Genomic DNA, 19468 nt, shown 5'->3' with positions numbered 1-19468 from the left:
CGGAACAATCGGGGCAGTATGTCTATCGTCAGTCTGCTCGCTTATCTCATCGTCCCCCTGTATTTGTGCCTGGCCCTGGTGACGCTCGGGCTGGTCCTGGCCTTGTGCCGATGGCGCAGGACCGGCATGGCGCTGGCCGCTGCCGGCGTCGCATGGGCGCTGGCCTGGTCGCTGCCCGCGACATCGCTGTGGCTGGGCGGAATACTGGAGCGGACCTATCCCTATCGCCCGCCCGCCGAGCTGCCGACCGCCGATGCCATCGTCGTCCTGGGCGGGAATATCGCCAATGACCGGCCGAACTGGTTCCTGCCCTACGACCGCGAGACGGCCGTGCGCCGTTTCCAGACGGCCGAGCAGCTGTACGAAGCCGGGCGGGCGCCGAAGATCGTGCTGTCCGGCGGGGCGCTCAGCGGCGACGTCAGCGAAGCCGAGGGCATGGCGCATGCCTTGCGCCTGTCCGGCGTGCCACGCAGCGCCATGATCCTGGAAAACGACAGCCGCACGACTTACGAGAACGCCATCCTGACGGAAAGCCAGCTCAAGGAACACCATATCCAGACGGTGCTGCTGGTGACATCCGCGCTGCATATGCCCCGGGCCATGGCGGCCTTTCGCAAGCAGGGCGTGACCGCCATCCCGGCCCCGTCGCAGCCGCAGATCGTGCTGCCCACGGAACGCGAGATCTCGCCCTGGCTGCCGGACGAACGGGCCTTCGACGGCAGCCGTTCCATCATCAAGGAGTACACGGGCTTGTTCCTGTATTGGGTGCGAGGGTGGATCTGATGGCGGCCGGCGCCACCACGACCCCGGACGCCACGATCGCCTGCCGTCCTGGATGTGGCGCCTGTTGCATCGCGCCGTCCATTACCCGGCCCCTGCCGGGCATGCCGAACGGCAAGCCGGCCGGCGTGCCCTGCGTGCAACTGACCGAAGATAGGCGCTGCGCCGTGTTCGGCCGGCCGGAACGGCCCGATTTCTGTGGCGGACTGCGTCCGTCGGCCGACATGTGCGGGCCGGACCGCGACCATGCATTGGTCTGGCTCGCCGCGCTGGAACGGGCCACCGCCCCGGCCCGATGACCCGCATGCGCACGCGGCGCCGCCCGGAACATCAGGCGCGGCGTCGACGCGCTTCGTAGGTGGTCAGGGTCTTGCGCAGGAAATTCAGCAGGTGCGTCGAACGTGCGACCAGCACGCGCGGCAGGCCATACGGATCGTCGTTCGCGCTGGCCAGTCCGCGTTGCGTCAGCGTGGCGTTGTCGTAGCCGGCCTCGCGCGCCATGTCGATATGCGCCTGCGTGTATTCGCCGTAGGGATAGCAGAAAGCCGTTACCGGACCGCCGAGCGCGTCTTCCAGTTCCTGGCGCGATGCCGTGATCTGGCGACGGGCTTCTTCCGGCGCCAGGCGCGGCAGATGGACGTGGTCCAGCGTATGCGAGCCGACCTCGTTGCCCGCGGCCGCCCATTCGCGCATTTCACCCACCGTCATCAGCGGCGAGGGCGGTACGCCTTCCGCGTGGTCCCAGACATTGCTGCCGCCGAACTGGCGCGCGACGAAATAGTTGGTGGCGGTAAAACCGAATTCGGAAAGGATGGGCGCCGCATTGTGGTGCACATTGCGGAACCCGTCGTCGAAGGTGATACCGAAGACCTTGCCGCTGCGCTCGCCGCGCAGATAGGGCATCAGGTCGCGCATGGACAGGCCCCGGTACCCGAAGCGGCGCAGCCAGGCCATCTGCCGGCGGAAACTGGCGGGGTGCACCGTCAAGCCGCGATAAGGTGTACCGCGCGGCGGCGGCTCGCCGATCTGGTGGTACATGAGTATCGGTATGAACATGCCGGCGATTATAAGTAGGAATGGCCCAGCGCAGCCCGGTACACGGCCTCCGTATCGGCGACGAATCGGTCCAGGTTGAACTCGCAGCGGCTTTTCTCGCGTGCGGCGGCGCCCATGGATGCGATGCGCGCCGGATCGGCCACCATCCCGCGCAGCACGGCCGCAATGGCCTGGGCGTCGCGCACGGGCACGATCCAGCCGTCCCGGCCATCGGCCACATTTTCCGGCAGCCCCCCGGCATTGCTCACCAGCGCCGGCAATCCCAGGGACATCACCTCGCGGCAGGCGAAGGAAAGGGCCTCGCGATACGACAGGACGAATCCCACGTCGCAAGCGGCCAGGGCCGGACGGACATCGTCCATCAAACCCGGAAAGACCACCTGGTCCTGCAAGCCGAGTTCGCGCACGCGCGCCATCCTGGCTTCTTTCGGCGGATCGCCGGCCACCAGCACGCGAAACCGCTGGCGTTGCTCGGGCGGCAACAGCGCCAGGCCTGCCAGCAGGTCCAGCCATCCCTTTTCGAGATCGGTGCCCGCGGCGCTGCCGAGCAGGATCTTGCCCGGGGCGGTAGGACCGAAAAAGCGTTCGCGCAGCGCGGGCCGCAAGGCCTCGGATGGCGGCGCGAAGTGATCGGTGTCGACGCCGTGGCGCACGGTCGTGATGGGCAAATGGCGATAGGGCGATTGGCGCAACAGGCCGGCCACGAACTCGCTGACGGCGATAACGTGATCGGTGGCTAGGCGGGCGCGCATGCGATGGCCCAGCGTGCTCAGCCCGAGGTCGTTGTGCTTGGTGAAGACGATGGGGGGACGCCGCATCCCGAGCGTGGCCAGCATGACCAGGCGGTGGTCGGACGAACCGTTGACGTGGATCAGGTCGAAGCGCTCGCGCCGGATCAGCCGGCGCAGCACCGCGGGTTCCGACAACAAGGCCGACGCGCGCGAGCGGAACGGGATGTCCGCCACCTTCACACCTGGTAGTTCACCGGCATAGCGGTATAGCCGGCTGGTCCCGGGCGTCGCGATGGTGACCCCATGATTGCGACGCAGGCCCTGCGCCAGGTTCATGATGTAGGTGACATGCCCGCCGCCATTGCGCGGATGGAAATTGGTGTACAGGATCTTCAAGGGCGGCGCGCGCCATCGCCGGGCGCGTTCTCGGACAGGAACATCAGCTTTGCATAGCGAAAAAAGCTGCCGGCGGCGGCCGTGACGGCCAGCACCAGCCCGTGGCGGCCGTCGAGGAAGCCCCGGCGGATCAGGTAGATCCTGATGAACGTCCAGGCGCCGTGGCCCAGCGCTCCCCAGATACCGCTGCGCTTGCCGCGCGCGTACATCATCGCCGCGGCGTCGGAGGAATAGCGATTCACCTTGCTGACCAGGGCATCCAGGTTGGGATAGGGATAGTGCAGGAAGTGCCCCTGCAAGGGCTCGACACGTTGCGCTTCGCCGGGGATGACCTTCTCGTGGACCGCCGCATCGCTGAAGCGCGCGGTGCCGCGGCGAAACAACCTGAGCACCCGGTCGGGCCACCAGCCGCTATGGCGGATGAAGCGGCCGCAGAAATTCGACAGGCGCGCGATTTCGTAGGCATCGCAGGAGGGCGCGGCAATGACCCGTTGGATTTCCTGCGCGAGTTCCGGCGTGACCCGTTCGTCGGCATCGATGGACAGCACCCACTCTCCCTGCGCGAGGTTCAGGGCCCGGTTTTTCTGCGGACCGAAACCCGGCCAATCGTGGGTCTGCTGGACGGTCGCCCCCATGGCCCGCGCCAATTCAATCGTATTGTCGGTGCTGCCGGAATCGACCACGATGAATTCATCCGCGAATGCCACCGAGTCCAGGCAGGCGACGATGTTGGCCGCTTCGTTCTTGGTAATGACTATCACGGACAGTTTCATGCGCGCCCCTTCATGCGTCGCTTCCAGCCTTTCCAGGCGTGATAGCGTGGCCCCCAGAACGGGTGGCCGGTCCACCACAACCGGCGCGCCAGCCAGTTGCCCGGCTGGTTGCGGACGGCGAAACGGTAGATGTGTTCAGGATCCGCGCCCGCCGTGTTCTGGCCCAGCGCGTCCGTGGTGTAGAAGTAGCGGAACCCCGCCTGCCGGCCCGCATCCAGGTAATCGGCATCGAAGTAGCCCTGCGGCCAGCACAGGTGCGGGCTGTCCTGCCCCAGCCGCGCGGCCAGCGCCGCGCGCGAGTTCGCCAATTCGTCGGCAATGTGCCCGCGCTTGGCGGCGGTATCGGCGCCGCACACCTGGTCCCACCGGGTATGCGTGTGCGTATGGCTATGGAACTCGAAGGTGCCGGCGGCGCGCATGGTCTCGATTTCGCTCCAGCGCACCATCACCTCGTCGGCGCGCCCGGCCGCGATGGCCGCCTTGCATGCCGCGTGGTCGGGTACCGCCGGTGCGCCGCCCTGCCCGGCATGCGGGCGCGCCGGCCCCTCGCCGACCCAGCCAGTCACCACGAACAATACCGCGCGCATGCCATAGCGCTGCAGGATGGGATGCGCGTGCACCCAGTTGTCCAGATAGCCATCGTCGAAGGTGATCAGCACGGACTTCTCCGGCGCCGCCTCGCCGGCCAGATGGGCCGCGAAACGGTCCGCCGACAAAGCCGTGTAACCGGCGCGGGCCAGCCACGCGACCTGGCTTTCGAAGTGTGCCGGCGTGGCCGCGATCATGCCCCCCGCGGGCGTCACGTGGTGGTACATGAGGACCGGCACATTGTGCGCGGGCTTCATCGGCGCCGCTCCGCCAGCCATTTGCGATAGATGAGCTCCGTGCGTTCGGCCAGGCGCTGCGGCGAGAACACGCCCTCTTCCCGTATCATGCGCCGCCCCGCCTCGCCCATCTGCCTGCGCAGCGCCGGATCGTCGATCAACCGCTGCAGGGCGGCGGTAAGCGCGGCCTGGTCCTTGGGCGGGACCAGGATGCCGCTGACGCCATCACGGAACATTTCCGCGACGCCGCCCACATTGGTGCCGACCACCGGCAGGCCGCTGGCCTGGGCCTCGACATAGACGGTGCCCGAGGCCTCCTGCTGGGTCGCCAGGGCGAACAGGTCGAAGCCGGCCAGCAGATTGGGCACGTCGCGCCGCGTACCCATCAGGTGAATATGCGATTGCAGGCCCAGCTCGCCGATGTAGGCCTGGACGCGCTCGAATGTGGGCGAGCCGCTGCCGACAAAGACCAGGTGCAGGTTCGGCCGCGTGCGCATCAGGGGCAGCATGGCATCGATCAGGTCGATGTGGCCCTTGGCCGGGCGCATGACCGCGACACAGCCGACCACGATGTCGGTCGCGGCCAACCCGAGTTCGTCGCGCAGCGTCGATTTCTCGATGGGCGGCGGCGGCACGATGGGGGAATACAGCGTGGCCGCGTACTCGCGCGGCACGCCGCGCGTGATGAGGTACTCCCTCACATGGTCGCTTACCGCGGTGACGCGGTGCGGCAGCACCGTATAGGACCACATCGAGCCGACCTTGCTGGCCAGATGGCGGGTACGGACGATCAGCGGCGTACCGGCCATGCGGGCGGCGGGCGCCGCGATGACGGTGTCGCGCCGGCTATGGGTGTTCAGCACATCGTAGCGACCTTCGCGCAGGATGCGGCGGATCGCGGCGATGCCCTTAAAGTAGTTGGCCACGCCGTCCATGTCGACCTTGTGGACGGTAAACCCTTCATCGCTCAGGCGCTTGACGAGCTGGGCGCGCGACTGGCAGATGGCTTCCATATGATGGCCACGCTCGCGCATGGCGATCATCTCCTTGAAGATACGGTGCTCCTGTCCGCCGAAGGCCACCGCGGCTTCGGAGTGCACAATGCGCAAGGGTGTCATGAGTAGGCGATCTCCACGCCGTCCGGACGTGTCCATTCATTCAGCCGATCGAGCAGCGCGTCCGCCATGCGGACCCGCCAGTCTTCGCCCAGGCGAACCGTGCAAAGGAAGTTATCGCGCGTGTAGGTGATCTCCACAGGCGTACCCGGCACGCCGTTCTCGGGCTCCGCGCGATAGGGATTGAGCAGTTTGCGCAGGTGTTCGGCGTCGGCATTGCCATTGAGCCGGATGCGCAGGGCGCGCGCGCGCGCTTCGCGCGCCAGCTGCAGGTCGAACAGCGATTCGGCGACGATGCGCATGCCGCCGGAATACTCGTCGTTGCTGACCTTGCCCTGCACGATCAGCAACTGGTCCTCGCGCAGGCGGTTGCGATGCTTCTCGTAGAGTTCGTTGAAGATGGAGATCTCGACCTGCGCCGTCCCGTCGTCCAGCACGGCGAAGACCATCTTGCCGCGCCGGGTCATCATGACCCGCACGCCGGCCAGCACACCGCACATCCATTGCAGCTCGCGCTGCGGCTCGACGCGGGCCAGCGTGGTCGGCACGATGCGCCGCACTTCGTCGCGCCAGGCATCGAACAAGTGGCCGCTGAAGTAGTAGCCGAGGGCGGATTTTTCCTCGGTGAGCCGGGTATGCAGGTTCCAGGGCGGCACCTTGGCCAGCTCGCTGGCCACCACATCGCCGGCATCGTCGCCGAACAGGGACACCTGGTTGGCGCTGCGCGCGGCCTGTTCCGCGCCTTCCATGGCCATCGGCACCGACGCCAGCAATGCCGCCCGATTGGGCGTAATGCTGTCGAAGGCGCCGGCCTTGATGAGGGCTTCGATGGTACGGCGGTTCACCGTATGCTTGTCCACGCGCCGGCAGAAGTCGAACAGGTCCTTGAACGGACCGCCCTGCTCGCGTGCGCGAACGATGTCCTCGACGGCGCCCTGCCCGGTTCCTTTGACCGCGCCCAGGCCGTAGCGCATGGTGCGCGGCGGCAAGCCCTTGGCGGTACGGTCATCGGCCACGGGCTCGAAACGGTAGCCCGACGCATTGACGTCCGGCGGCAGGACTTCGACGCCGTTGTCCAGCGCGTCGCGCCAGAAGGTCTGCACCTTGTCGGTGTCGTCCATATCGGACGACAGGGTGGCGGCCAGGAACTCCGTGGGATGGTAGGCCTTCAACCAGGCGGTCTGGTAGGCGATCAGCGCATAGGCCGCCGAGTGCGACTTGTTGAAGCCGTAGCCGGCGAACTTCTCCATCAGGTCGAAGAGCTTCACGGCCAGGTTGGGATCGTGGCCTTTCTCCTGCGCACCCTTCTGGAACAGTTCGCGGTGCTTGGCCATTTCCTCCGGCTTCTTCTTGCCCATGGCGCGGCGCAGGAGGTCGGCGCCGCCCAGGGAATAGCCGCCGATGATCTGCGAGATCAACATCACCTGTTCCTGGTAGACGATGACCCCATAGGTGCTCTTGAGCGTGGCCTCCAGATCGGGGTGGAAATAGTCCACCGGCGCGCGACCGTGCTTGCGGTTGACGAAGTCGTCGACCATGCCGGATTCCAGCGGGCCCGGACGGTACAGCGCCAGCATGGCGATGATGTCTTCGAAGGTGCTGGGCTTGAGCTTCTTCAGCAGCTCCTTCATGCCGCGCGATTCCAGCTGGAACACCGCGGTGGTATTGCCCTCCGTCAGGATCTTGTACGCCGCCGGATCGTCCAGCGGCAGCGCCATGATGTCGAAGTCGCGCTTCGTCTCGTTGAACTGGCGCACGTAGCGCACGGCCCAGTCCAGGATGGTCAGGTTGCGCAGCCCCAGGAAGTCGAACTTGACCAGGCCGGCCGCCTCGACATCGTCCTTGTCGAACTGCGACACCGCGCTGTTTTCCTGGCCCGGCTGGCAGTACAGCGGGCAGAAGTCCGTCAGCTTGCCCGGAGCGATCAGCACGCCGCCCGCGTGCATGCCGATGTTGCGCGTCAGGCCTTCGAGCGGCTGGGCGAGGTCGACCAGGCCGCGTACTTCTTCTTCCTGCTCGTAGCGCTCCTTGAACGCGGGTTCGTCCTTGAGCGTGCGTTCCAGCGTCCACGGGTCCGCCGGGTTGAACGGAATCAGCTTGGACAGGCCATCGCAAAACATGTAAGGCATGTCCAGCACGCGCCCGGCATCGCGCACCACCGCCTTGGCGCCCAGCGTACCGAAGGTAGCGATCTGGCTGACAGCCTCGCGGCCGTACTTCGACTTGACGTAGTCGATGACCCGTTCGCGGTTGTCCTGGCAGAAGTCGATGTCGAAGTCGGGCATCGACACGCGCTCGGGATTCAGGAACCGTTCGAACAGGAGGTCATAGCGTATCGGGTCGAGGTCGGTGATGCCCAGCGCGTAGGCCACCAGCGAGCCCGCGCCGGAACCGCGCCCCGGCCCTACCGGCACGCCGTTGTTCTTGCCCCAGTTGATGAAGTCCTGCACGATCAGGAAGTAGCCGGGAAAGCCCATCTGGATGATGGTCTTGCATTCCCAGCGCAGGCGCTCGTAGTACATATCGCGCTTGGCCTGGCGCTCCGCTTCATCGGGAAACAGGAACTGCAGGCGCTTCTCCAGGCCTTCCTCGGACAACTGGACCAGATAGTCGTCCAGCGTCACGCCTTCCGGCGTGGGGAAATCCGGCAGGCGCGGCTTGCCCAGGACCAGCGTCAGGTTGCAGCGCTTGGCGATCTCGACGGTATTGGCCAGCGCCGAGGGCACGTCGGCGAAGCGCCGCGCCATTTCGTCGCCGTCCAGCAGGTACTGATCTTCGGTGAAGCGGCGTACACGGCGCGGGTTGGCCAGTATCTCGCCCTCCGCGATGCAGACGCGCGCCTCGTGCGCCTGGAACTCATGCTTGTCCAGGAACTGGACGGGGTGGGTCGCCACCACGGGCAGCCCGCATTCACCAGCCAGGCGCATGGCCGCCTGCACATAGGCTTCGTCGCCGTCGAAGCCGGCGCGCTGCAGCTCGATGTAATAGGCATTCGGAAACGCGGCGGCCCACTGGCGCGCCAGTGCGGCGGCCTGCGCCATACTGCCCGCTTCCAGGGCCTGCCCCACGTCGCCGGCGCGCCCGCCGGACAACACGATGAGACCTTCGGCCGCCTGTAGCCATTCGCGGCGGATTTCGGCGCGGCCCTTGTGCTGGTTGCCCAACCAGGCCTTGGTCAGCAGTTCGCACAGGTTCAGGTAGCCTTGCCGATCGCGCACCAGCACCAGCAGGCGATGCGGCTTGTCCCGGTCATCGTCGTTGGTCAGCCAGACATCGCAGCCGGCAATGGGCTTGATGCCCGCGCCGCGCGCGGCCTTGTAGAACTTGATCAAGCCGAAAAGGTTGGACAGGTCGGTAAGGGCGACAGCCGGCTGCGACAGCTTGGCGGCGCGCTTGATCAGGTCGGGAATACGGACAATGCCGTCCACCACCGAGAATTCGGAGTGGACGCGCAGGTGAACAAAGGGGGACGGGGCTACGGCGGCTTCTTCGGACATGAGCGCGATTGTACTCAGCCCACCGCCCTGCGCCCCCGCCCCTGCCGGCTTTTTGCCTGCGCCGGGCCGGCCGGATAAGTCGCCGCGGCGGCCTGCGACCAGGTTGCTGTGGCGGCGCCGGCGAGACAGGGCCGCGCCGGGACGGATGCCACGGGCCCACCCCACGCCGGCCGTGGCTGTGCAAGAATACACGGTTGATTCTGTCTTATCGGTTTTCCGCTATGAAATGGCTGATCCCTGGCTTGTGGCTGGCCGCCATCCTGTACGGACACTACCGTGGAAGGGTGCGCCTGGCCTGGTCACGCGTGTTCCTGGACCATTCGGTGCTGCTCGCGCCCGTGAATGCCTTCATGGTGCTGGCGTCCCGCGTGCCGACCACGCCCTACGTCTCGACGCGCGAGATCCCGGAACTGCAGGTGCTGCAGGACAACTGGGAAGTCATCCGCGACGAAGCGCTGCAGATGGCCGAGTTGCGCCGCATCAAGGCGGCCGAGCGCCACGACGACATCGGCTTCAATTCCTTCTTCAAATACGGCTGGAAGCGCTTCTACCTGAAGTGGTACGACGCGCGCCATCCTTCAGCGGAAGCCTTGTGCCCGCGCACCGTGGCCTTGCTGAAAACCTTGCCCAAGGTCAAGGCGGCGATGTTCGCCGAGCTGCCCGACGGCGGCAAGCTGAACCCGCACCGCGATCCGTTTTCCGGCTCGCTGCGCTACCACCTTGGCCTGGCCACGCCCAATGACGACCGCTGCTATATCGACGTGGACGGCGAGCGCTACAGCTGGCGCGACGGCGAAGGCGTGGTGTTCGACGAAACGTATATCCACGAAGCGCACAACCAGTCCGGCCGCAACCGCATCATCCTGTTCTGCGATGTGGAGCGGCCGCTGCGGTGGCGCTGGGCCGAAGCCTTCAACGGCTGGTTCGGCCGGGTGGTGATGTCCGCGGCCAGTTCTCCCAATGACGAGAATGACAAGACCGGCGCGATCAACCGCCTGACCCATGCACACTGGCGCCTGGACCAGGCGCGCAAGCGCTTCAAGTCCTGGAACAAGCCGCTCTACAAGGCCGTGAAATGGAGCCTGGTCGTGCTGGTTGTAGGCGCCTTCGTCTTGATCTGACGACCGCTGCACCGCCGCGCAGGCGGCCGGCGCCCGCGTATGCTCGCGGTGTCGAGAGATCCGCGCCTAGGGCCGGTAGGCCGATATCACCGGGTGTTGTTGCCGGCCGCGCTCCATCTCGGCCATCACTTCGGTGACATAGTCCACCACGTCTCCCAGCACTTTGAAGCGTCGCCGGCGCGGTTCGCCGGGGGCGCCGGCCTGGGAACGTGGCGCGGAGGCCCTGGAACGGTAGGCCCGCGCGGACAGGATGAGGTCGCTCATGGTCTTCTCCTCGAGATATGACCGGTAGGACTTCCTGTGGGGATGATAGGCCGCGCGCCATCCATATGGCAACGGCTGCGTCCCTGGCGCGGCGCGGTGTTGCCTTAGCGCTGCATCGCCTCCCAGGCCTTCTGCAGCCGCTTGACGGACACCGGCATCGGCGTACGCAGCTCTTGCGCGAACAGCGCCACGCGCAGCTCTTCCAACAGCCAGCGGAACTCGTCCAGGCGCGCATCGGGCGCACCCTTGAGCGCCGCCCGCGCGCGCTGGTAGTGCGTCAGCAGGGGCGCCATGTCCGCCATGAGCCGTTGGTCGCGCGCCGGGTCGGCACGGAGTTTGTCGATGCGCGCCACGGCGGCCTTGAGGTAACGCGGGAAATGCACCAGCTGGCCATGCGGCGTATCGCGCAGGAAGGTACGCGGGACCAGCGCCCCGATCTGCTGCTGCAGGTCCGCATACGCGGCGGCGTGGCTGCGCGCCTGCGGCAGCTTGCGCTGCACGGCAGCCCATTCCGTGAGCACCGCAGCGGCGTGACGCGCGACCTCCTGGGCCAGCAGCCCCAGGCGGCCCTTGCCCTCGGCCCGCCGCGCTTCGAAGGCGCGCTCGTCGGCAGGCCACGGGTCGGCCAGGCAGGCTTGGGCCAGGGCGCAGTCGATGATCTGGTCGCGAAGTTCCTCCTGCGTACCCAGCGGCATGAACAACATGCCGATGCGGGTCAGCTCTGGGAGGTTCTTTTCGAGGAACTTGACCTGCTCGCGCAGGGCAATGCGAAATAGCCGCAGCAAGCCCGCGCGATGATGCTTGCGGGCCTCTTCCGGGTCGTCGAAGACGTCAAGGTCACAGTGGGCGCCGCGATCGACCAGGGCCGGGTAGCCGATGACGGACTGCCCCTTGCGCCGGATCTCCATGATCTCCGGCAACGGGCCGAAGGACCATGAGGTCAGCCCGTCCTGCGCCAACGCCTGCGCCACCTGCGTGTCCTGGGCGGCGAGCTGCTGGAAATCGGCCTGCGCCTGGCGGCCATGCTCGGCCTTGAGCTGCGCCAGGTTGCGGCCGGCGGCCAGCATGCGGCCGTGCTCGTCGACCACCCGGAAATTCATGAACAGGTGGGCCGGCAAGGTTTCCAGCTTGAAATCGGCCGCCAGGGGCCGCACCTTGACCTGCTCCCACATGTCCGCGGCCAGGGCATCCAGCAGCCCCTGGCCCGGGTCATCCAGGCGGTCGAACCAGCGTTCGTAAAATCCCGCCGCGTAGTCGGGCAAGGGTACGCAGTGGCGGCGGATCTTCTGCGGCAGGGACTTCAGCAGCAGGTGGACTTTTTCCTTGAGCATGCCCGGCACCAGCCATTCGCAACGCTGCGCGTCTATCTTGTTCAAGGCGAACAGCGGTACGGACAGGGTCACGCCGTCGCGCGGCGACCCGGGCTCGAAATGGTAGTCCAGGGCCATCTGCACGCCCTGCCATTCGACTTTCTTGGGAAAGACCTCCGTGGTGATGCCGGCCGCTTCATGCCGCATCAGCGCATCGCGGGTCAGCAGCAGCGCCTCGGCGGCCGCCTTGTCCAGGCCGGCATACCACTTTTCCAGCGTGGCCGCCTGGCTCATCCCGGCCGGGATGAGCCTGTCATAGAAGGCATGGATCAGCGTATCGTCGACCAGGATGTCCGGCCGCCGGGCGCGGTGCTCCAGCTTTTCGATTTCCCCGATCAGGCGCCGGTTGTGGGCGACGAAAGGCAGGCGCGTGTCGATTTCCCCGGGCACCAGGGCCTCGCGGATAAAGATCTCGCGCGCATGGTCCGGATTGATACGACCGTAGTGCACCCGGCGCCCGGCGTAGATCACCAGGCCGTATAGCGTGGCGCGTTCGTTGGCCACCACTTGCCCGGCCTTCTTCTCCCAGCGCGGATCGGACCAGTTGCGGCGCAACAGGTGGGCCGCGGCTCTTTCGATCCAGGCGGGTTCGATGCGGGCCACGCAGCGGGCATACAGCCGCGTGGTTTCCATCAGTTCGCCGGCGACGATCCAGCGCCCCGCCTTCCTGGCCATGCGCGAACCCGGATGGATGTGGAAGCGGATGTCGCGCGCGCCCTGGTAATGGCCGCCTTCGTCGCTCTTGTAGCCGATATTGCCGAGCAGGCCGCTGAGCAGCGCCATGTGCAGTTGCTCGAACGTCGCTTCCGTCGTATTCAGCCGCCAGCCCTGCTCGCCGATGACGGCCGCCAACTGGCTATGGACGTCATGCCATTCGCGCAGGCGCAGCGGCGACAGGAAATTCTGGCGCAGCAAGGCCACCAACTTGCGTTGCGAAGCCTTGTGCTGCACCTGTTCGCCATACCATCGCCACAGCTTCAGGAAGGACAGGAATTCCGACTTGTCGTCGGCGAACTTGGCGTGCGCGTTCTCCGCGGCCTCTTTGTCGTGCATGGGCCGGTCGCGCGGATCCTGGATGGACAGGGCCGAGGCGATGATGAGCATTTCAGCCAGGCATTGCTGTTCGCGAGCGGCCAGGATCATGCGGCCAATGCGCGGATCCAGCGGCAGGCGCGCCAGGTCCTGCCCGATACGCGTCAGGACAAACGCGGGGCCGGCCTGGTCGCCCGGCTCGGCGCTGCCGTCACCGCCCTCCCGTCCGGCCCGCGCCGGTTCGATGGCGCCCAGTTCCTGCAGCAGATGGTAGCCGTCGGCGATGGCCCGTCCCGGCGGCGCCTCGACGAAGGGGAAATCCTCGATGTCGTCGAGCTTGAGCGACTTCATGCGCAGGATCACGGCGGCCAGCGAGGAACGCAGCACTTCCGGATCCGTGAACGGCGCGCGGGCATTGAAATCGGCCTCGTCATAGAGCCGGATGCAGACGCCGGGCCCCACGCGGCCGCAACGGCCGGCGCGCTGGTTCGCCGAAGCGCGGCTGATCGGCTCGATGCGCAGTTGCTCGACCTTGTTGCGCCAGGAATAGCGCTTGACGCGCGCCAGGCCGCTATCGACCACGAAGCGGATACCCGGCACCGTGAGCGATGTTTCGGCGACGTTGGTGGCCAGCACGACACGGCGGCCACTGCCGCGCGGGCGGAAGATCTGCTCCTGCTCCGCCTGGGACAGGCGCGCGTAGAGCGCCAGCACTTCGGTGCCCACAGGATGGTGCTTGCGCAAGGCCTCGGCCGACTCGCGGATCTCCCGTTCGCCGGGCAGGAAGACCAGGATGTCGCCGGGGCCATGGCGGGCGCACTCGTCCACCGCGTCGACGATGGCGTCGACCAGGTCCCGTTCTTCGTCGGAAGCGCGTTCGCGACCGGCGCGGGCGGTCGCCGGCGCATCCGCCTCGTCATCTTCCTGCCGCACCGGCCGATAGCGGATATCGACCGGATACAGCCGGCCGGACACCTCGATGACGGGCGCGGGGCGGTCGGGGGCCGAAGCGAAATGGCGTGCGAAGCGCTCGGCGTCGATGGTCGCCGAGGTGATGATGACCTTCAGGTCGGGCCGCCGCGGCAGCACCCGCTTGAGGTAGCCCAGCAGGAAATCGATGTTCAGGCTGCGCTCGTGCGCCTCGTCGATGATGATGGTGTCGTAGCGCTTGAGCAGCGGATCGCGCTGGGTCTCGGCCAGCAGAATGCCGTCGGTCATCAGCTTGATGGCGGCATTGGGACCGGTGCGGTCGTTGAACCGCACCTGGTAACCCACGACTTCGCCGAGCGGCGTCTGCAGTTCATCGGCAATGCGGCGCGCGACCGAGGTCGCTGCCAGGCGGCGCGGCTGCGTATGGCCGATCATGCGATCGCGCCCCCGGCCCATGTCCAGGCACAGCTTGGGCAACTGCGTGGTCTTGCCGGAGCCGGTCTCGCCACTGACGATCACGACCTGATGATCCCGGATGGCGCGCGCGATCTCGTCGCGGCGGCCGCTGACGGGAAGGTCCTCGGGATAGCGGATGGGCGGAATGGCACGCGGCGCGGCGGCGGGCCTGCGCGGCGTTTCCGAAGGATTGGGGACGACCGGCGCGGGCGCGGCCCGGCCGCGCCGAGGGGAAGTCTGGGGCTTGACGGTCATTGCCGCCATTATAGTTTTTCGCCGCGCCGCGGGTCGCGCAACGGAATGCGCGCCCCCGCCGCCATCGCTAGCGGATGATCAGCTTGCCATCCGACAGTTTGGCCGTGCCGCCGGGCAGGTCCTCGCTGACTTCCTCGCGGCGGTTGACGATCACCAGTTCCACCCCGCCATGGATTTTGCGCGCCGCATGAATGGTGGCCTCTTCGCTGACCGCGGTTTCCGCCGCGAGGCGCCGCTCGCGCGCGTCCACCCCCGCCAGGTCCTTCAACAGCTTGGCATGGGTCTGCACCGCCCGCTCGCCGATGCCATTGGCGGCCTTCTCCGGATGTTGGCGCAGGAAGATCAGCAGTTGCTCCAGCTTGGCCTTCTCTTCGGTCAAGCGCTTACGGGTGCGTTGCAGGGCCTCGCGCTGGGCCTGCGCGTGCGGATTCACGCCGACCTGGATGACGGTCCGCACCCCGGCCATGGTGCCCAGCGTGACGGCCTTCACCGAACGCAGCGCGCGCACCTGCCCGCCGTTGATGTTGCCCTGGGTAGATCCCTTCAAGCCCACGGTGACGCTGTCGCCGGCCGCCACGTCGCTCTGCCGAATCTCGCGCTCGACCACCACATCCTTGCCGGCGCTGATGCTGGCGTTGCCGATGAACATGGCCTGGACCGACCCGCGCGCCGTGACTTGCGCGAGCCGCGCAGCGGCATCGGTGGTGGACGAACCCTCGGCCGCCCCCATGATGCCGCCCTTGACCACGATATTGCCGCCCGCGTCGATCTGCGCGGCCTCCACCGTGCCGCTGACCAGCACATCGCCGCTGACCTTGACCGACATGCCGGTGGTGATGTCCCCGCGAACCTGCAGCGTGCCTTCGAAGTTGATGTTTCCCGAGGACAGGTTGACCGCGTCCACCTCCACCACCGGATTGACGGAAACGCCGGCCGGCATGACGGAAGGCGCGCCGTCGATGGCGGCGACCAGTACCTCGGGGTCGTTCGGGTCGCGCACGACGCCGGAAAGATTGTCGTCGTAGGGAATGTCGTCGGGTTCGGGCGGCGGCGCGGGGTTGCCGAACACGTCGATGCCGTCGATGCCCTCCGTGGCGGCAATGCGCCGCATCAAGGGCATGCCGGTCCTGACCAGGACCAGGTTGCCAAGCGTGCGGTAGTCGACCAGGGCGTTGTCGTCGGCTGCGGATGCGGCGGCGCGCTCGCGCTGCAGCAGGCTTTCGAAGCGCGTGGGAGAGCCCGGCTTGGGGGGTATGCCCGACGCGATCGGCACCGCGTCGGCCACGCCGCGCTCCACCGCCTGCAACAGCGCGTCCTCGTCCAGCCCGTAGACCACTTTGTGCTCGGCCAGCACGGCCCGCACGTCGGCCAGTTGCACGGCGCTGCCACCGCGCCGGGCGTGCAGTGTCAGCAGGACCTGCAGCCGGTCCTCGGTGATCTCCAGCTCGAAGCTGCCATCGACGACCTGGCCGATCACCGCCTCTACCACCTCGCTCCCGTCCATGGCGGCCGGATCGGCCGCCGGTTCGGAAGGGTCCATCAACTCCAGCGTGGCGCCCAGGCGCGCCGCATTGCTTTCGATAGCCGCCAGTTCCTGCATTACGCCGACGGCGCCAGCCGTGGCCAGCTCGGCACTGGCGTGGTGCTGCCTGAGCACCTCGCCGCTGACCTGGGCGGCCGCTTCCCGGCAGCGGGTCAGGAAAGCCGCCAGCGCGGCGCGGTCGAGGGCCTCGGCGGTCCAGCCACGGGCCGCCAGGGCCGCATGCATCATGTCGGCATCCGGCGGCGCGGCGGCGGCAGCGGGACGGAACCCGGCGCGCAGCTCACGCGTCGACGGGTCCAGAGTCAACCAATAACTTTGCGTCACTGCCGTGTTTCCTCGAAGAAATCACCGAAACGGGCACGACGGTGAGGCCCGTCCCCAACGGGGGCACCTCGCACTCGCCCGCGTCCCCATGTCAGCTTGGAATCGTTGTTAATCAAGGGCAACCGGCGGCTGTATCGCCCGGCGCAGGCCGTATTTCAAATTATTAATTTCGAAACTGCAAGTTGCGACCCTTTTTTTCTCAAAATTCCTTTTTTTGTCCCGGGGCCAGCCGCCCCGACGGCCGGCTCCCGCGACGGGTGGGGGCTTTCGCGGACGGCGGCGCCGCAGAACCTGGCCGCGCGCCTTTCGGCCGGCGCCGGCGCGGCGTAGACTGCGGCGCTGGTTCCATGACCCGAAAAGGAGATTGTAGAGATGGATTTGGGCATCGAAGGGCGGACGGCGCTGGTGTGCGCGTCCAGCAAGGGACTAGGCCGTGCCTGCGCACTGTCGCTGGCACGCGAGGGCGTGCGGGTCACCATGTCGGCGCGCGGCGCCGAGGCGCTGGAAGAGGCGGCCGACGCCATCCGGCGCGAAACCGGCGCGACGATCACCACGGTAATTGCCGATGTGACGACCGCCGACGGCCGCGACCGCCTGCTGGCCGCATGTCCGACGCCCGACATCCTGGTCAACAATGCCGGCGGCCCGAAGCCGGGGGATTTCCGCGAATGGTCGCGCGAGGACTGGATGAACGCGCTGGACGCGAACATGATCACCCCCATCGAGCTCATCAAGGCCACCATCGACTCGATGATCGCGCGCCGCTTCGGCCGCATCGTGAATATCACTTCGGCGGCGGTGAAAATGCCCATCGACACGCTGGGATTGTCGAACGGGGCGCGTGCCGGCCTGACCGGTTTCGTCGCCGGCCTGGCGCGGCAGGTGGTGGCCCACAACGTCACGATCAACAATCTGCTGCCGGGGCCGTTCGATACGGATCGCCTGCGCAGCACGGCGGCGATGGCGGCCCAGGCGTCCGGACAGACGCCGGAGGCGATCCTGGCGGCGCGGCGTGAACGCGTGCCGGCCAGGCGCTATGGCGATCCGGCGGAATTCGGCGACGCCTGCGCGTTCCTGTGCGGCGCCCGCGCGGGCTTCATGACGGGGCAGAACCTGGTGCTGGACGGCGGCGTCTATCCCGGCACGCTGTAAGGCGCAATGCCCGGCGCCACCGGCGCCGGGTCAATAGGCCACGGTGAAACGCGCCTGGTGGTGCCGGGGCCGCTGCGCCTCGTCCAGCATCGCCACGGCGTAATCCTCCAGCGATATACGGCTTTCGCCGTTGGAGTCGGTCAGCAGTTCGTCCTTGCCGACCCGGTATCGGCCGGTGCGTTCTCCCGGCGCCAGCATCGCGGCGGGGCTCAGGAAGACCCAATCGAGCGCTTGCTCGCCGCGCAGCCAGTCCAGGAAAGCCGCCGTGCGCAGCGCACCCTCCTTCCACTCGGCAGGAAAGTCGGGCTGGTCCACGACCCGCTCGCCCGAAGGCAGATGAAGCGAACCGGCGCCACCCACCACCAGCAGGCGGCCGACGCCGCCCCGCTTGACGCCCTCGACGATGGCCCGGGCGCCAATCCCATCGGCATCGAGGCCGGGATTGAAGGCGCTGATCACGAGCTCATGGCCGTGGACGACCCTGGCCAGCGCCGCGGCGTCCGTCGCGTCGCCTTCGACAACGGTCAAGTTGGCGTGCGGCCGGAGCCGGTCGCCGGCGTGCCGGACGACCGCAGTCACCCGGTGGCCGCGCGCGAGCGCCTCCGAAAGAAGGCTGGCGCCGACGTAGCCCGTGGCGCCGATCAATGCGATTTTCATGGGAAAGCCCGTTTCGAGAGGTTGAACAGTGGCCACCTGTGCGGCCTCGGCTATTATTTGCCATTAAAGATTCGGCTATAAGTCGGCCTTTTCTTAAACACTTATTAAGCCTGGCTAATAAATGACCGACCTGAAACCCTATGCCGTGTTCGCCGAGGTCGTGGCTGCCGGTTCCATGAGCGGGGCAGCCCGGCGGCTCGGGCTGACGCCCTCCGCGGTCAGCCAGATCATCAGTGGGCTGGAACGCCAGTTCGGCGTAAGTCTCCTGCGTCGTTCGACCCGCAGGATCGCGTTGACCGAGGCCGGTGAGCGCTGCCACCCCCATTGCCTCCGTCTGCTGGAAGCCGCGAACGCTGCCGCCGCGTCGCTGGATCAGGCGCGCGAGGCGCCGGCGGGCGAACTCCGTATCGCAGCGCCGCTCGGCTTCGGCGCCCATGTCGCGCCGGCGCTGTCGCCGGTATTTGCGCAATGGCCGCAACTTCGGCTGGGCCTGATCGTCGATGATGCGCTGATCGACCTCGTCGAGTCGCGCATCGACATCGCGCTGCGGGTGGGCGGACTGCCCGACTCCAGCTGGGTGGGGCGCAAGCTGTGCGATATGGAGACGGTGCTCTGCGCGTCACCGGCATACCTGGAGCGGCACGGGGTCCCGAACTCGGTCGTCGACCTGGAGCGCCATCAATGGCTCGCCGTGGTGCGGGATGTTCGCGAGACCGTGGTCGCGAACGGATTCCAGTACGCCTCTTCCGCTCCCTTCGCGCTTGAGCTGATGAACGAGGACGGCACGCGCGAGCAGGTCGCCCTGCAGGCGCGGGCGACGACGACCCACCAGATCGCGCTGCGGCAGATGTGCGAGCAAGGCATGGGGATCGCCCGCCTGTTCTATGCCGATGTACGCCCGGCCCTGGAACAGGGCCTATTGATGCGGGTGCTGCCGCAGCGGCGCCTGCCCTGCTACCCGCTGACGATGCTTACTGCGGGGCGCGAGGGTGAACCCGCCAAGGTCCGCGTTGCGATGGGGGCTCTGAAGGCGTACTTCGCAGCGCTGCCGCAACCGTCCCGCGTCGCCACGCAAGCGACGTAACCGCTTCCTGGCGCGGGCAAGGCGCGACCGAGCCGCAGCCTGCATCACGGCAGCAGGCCGGGATCATGCCAAGCTGTGGGACGACTGCACATGCCTGGACATTCACGA

15 protein-coding genes are annotated in these 19468 nt (G+C 67.3%); 5 read left to right on the top strand and 10 right to left on the bottom strand.

Annotated elements, in window-relative coordinates:
* The first annotated feature begins 18 nt into the window (after positions 1–18).
* Entirely contained in the window at positions 19–783 is a 765-nt protein-coding gene (locus BAU07_RS09295; RefSeq protein WP_066656497.1) for a YdcF family protein, read from the top strand.
* The gene (locus tag BAU07_RS09290) at positions 783–1079 is read left to right on the top strand and encodes a YkgJ family cysteine cluster protein (protein ID WP_066665145.1); all 297 of its coding nucleotides are present in this window, start codon (positions 783–785) and stop codon (positions 1077–1079) included. The genes BAU07_RS09295 and BAU07_RS09290 overlap by 1 nt, the downstream gene beginning before the upstream one ends.
* A gap of 31 nt (positions 1080–1110) precedes the next feature.
* On the opposite strand, the gene BAU07_RS09285 is transcribed toward BAU07_RS09290, so the two are convergent.
* The 6 genes from BAU07_RS09285 to dnaE are packed head-to-tail and all read right to left on the bottom strand — an operon-like array spanning position 1111 to position 9172.
* On the bottom strand, positions 1111–1836 hold the full coding sequence (locus tag BAU07_RS09285; protein WP_157122149.1) for a polysaccharide deacetylase family protein: 726 nt from the start codon (positions 1834–1836) through the stop codon (positions 1111–1113).
* Positions 1837–1844: 8 nt separating this feature from the next.
* Complete coding sequence (locus BAU07_RS09280; protein WP_066656491.1) at positions 1845–2963, bottom strand: glycosyltransferase; 1119 nt, start codon at positions 2961–2963, stop codon at positions 1845–1847.
* Entirely contained in the window at positions 2960–3736 is a 777-nt protein-coding gene (locus BAU07_RS09275; protein WP_066656490.1) for a glycosyltransferase family 2 protein, read from the bottom strand. Before BAU07_RS09275 ends, BAU07_RS09280 begins: the two co-directional genes overlap by 4 nt.
* Entirely contained in the window at positions 3733–4581 is an 849-nt protein-coding gene (locus BAU07_RS09270; protein ID WP_066656487.1) for a polysaccharide deacetylase family protein, read from the bottom strand. Before BAU07_RS09270 ends, BAU07_RS09275 begins: the two co-directional genes overlap by 4 nt.
* Positions 4578–5678: a glycosyltransferase family 4 protein gene (locus tag BAU07_RS09265; RefSeq protein WP_066656484.1), complete on the bottom strand. Its 1101-nt coding sequence runs from the start codon at positions 5676–5678 to the stop codon at positions 4578–4580. Before BAU07_RS09265 ends, BAU07_RS09270 begins: the two co-directional genes overlap by 4 nt.
* Positions 5675–9172: a DNA polymerase III subunit alpha gene (dnaE, locus tag BAU07_RS09260; protein ID WP_066656481.1), complete on the bottom strand. Its 3498-nt coding sequence runs from the start codon at positions 9170–9172 to the stop codon at positions 5675–5677. Before dnaE ends, BAU07_RS09265 begins: the two co-directional genes overlap by 4 nt.
* 221 nt (positions 9173–9393) lie before the next feature.
* Here dnaE and lpxO point away from each other — a divergent pair, with 221 nt between their 5' ends.
* A complete protein-coding gene (gene lpxO / locus BAU07_RS09255) occupies positions 9394–10293 on the top strand; it encodes a lipid A hydroxylase LpxO (RefSeq protein ID WP_066656478.1) in 900 nt (299 codons plus the stop codon).
* Positions 10294–10359: 66 nt separating this feature from the next.
* On the opposite strand, the gene BAU07_RS09250 is transcribed toward lpxO, so the two are convergent.
* The 3 genes from BAU07_RS09250 to BAU07_RS09240 form a co-directional block, all read right to left on the bottom strand.
* A complete protein-coding gene (locus tag BAU07_RS09250; RefSeq protein WP_066656475.1) occupies positions 10360–10557 on the bottom strand; it encodes a hypothetical protein in 198 nt (65 codons plus the stop codon).
* Between the two features lie 104 nt (positions 10558–10661).
* Entirely contained in the window at positions 10662–14600 is a 3939-nt protein-coding gene (gene hrpA, locus BAU07_RS09245; RefSeq protein WP_066656472.1) for an ATP-dependent RNA helicase HrpA, read from the bottom strand.
* A gap of 67 nt (positions 14601–14667) precedes the next feature.
* Positions 14668–16467, bottom strand: coding sequence for a DUF342 domain-containing protein (locus BAU07_RS09240; RefSeq protein ID WP_066656469.1), 1800 nt, complete (start codon positions 16465–16467; stop codon positions 14668–14670).
* 372 nt (positions 16468–16839) lie between these two features.
* Here BAU07_RS09240 and BAU07_RS09235 point away from each other — a divergent pair, with 372 nt between their 5' ends.
* Positions 16840–17619: an SDR family oxidoreductase gene (locus BAU07_RS09235; protein ID WP_066656465.1), complete on the top strand. Its 780-nt coding sequence runs from the start codon at positions 16840–16842 to the stop codon at positions 17617–17619.
* A gap of 30 nt (positions 17620–17649) precedes the next feature.
* On the opposite strand, the gene BAU07_RS09230 is transcribed toward BAU07_RS09235, so the two are convergent.
* The gene (locus tag BAU07_RS09230; RefSeq protein ID WP_066656462.1) at positions 17650–18276 is read right to left on the bottom strand and encodes an NAD(P)-dependent oxidoreductase; all 627 of its coding nucleotides are present in this window, start codon (positions 18274–18276) and stop codon (positions 17650–17652) included.
* A gap of 121 nt (positions 18277–18397) precedes the next feature.
* On the opposite strand from BAU07_RS09230, the gene BAU07_RS09225 reads away from it, so the two are divergent.
* On the top strand, positions 18398–19360 hold the full coding sequence (locus BAU07_RS09225; RefSeq protein ID WP_066656459.1) for a LysR family transcriptional regulator: 963 nt from the start codon (positions 18398–18400) through the stop codon (positions 19358–19360).
* The last annotated feature ends 108 nt before the right edge of the window (positions 19361–19468 follow it).

The organism is Bordetella flabilis (assembly GCF_001676725.1).
In the GTDB taxonomy this organism is placed as follows: domain Bacteria; phylum Pseudomonadota; class Gammaproteobacteria; order Burkholderiales; family Burkholderiaceae_B; genus Bordetella_C; species Bordetella_C flabilis.
Note: the sequence above shows the minus strand (reverse complement) of the source record. Positions and strands in the feature narration are given on the sequence as shown.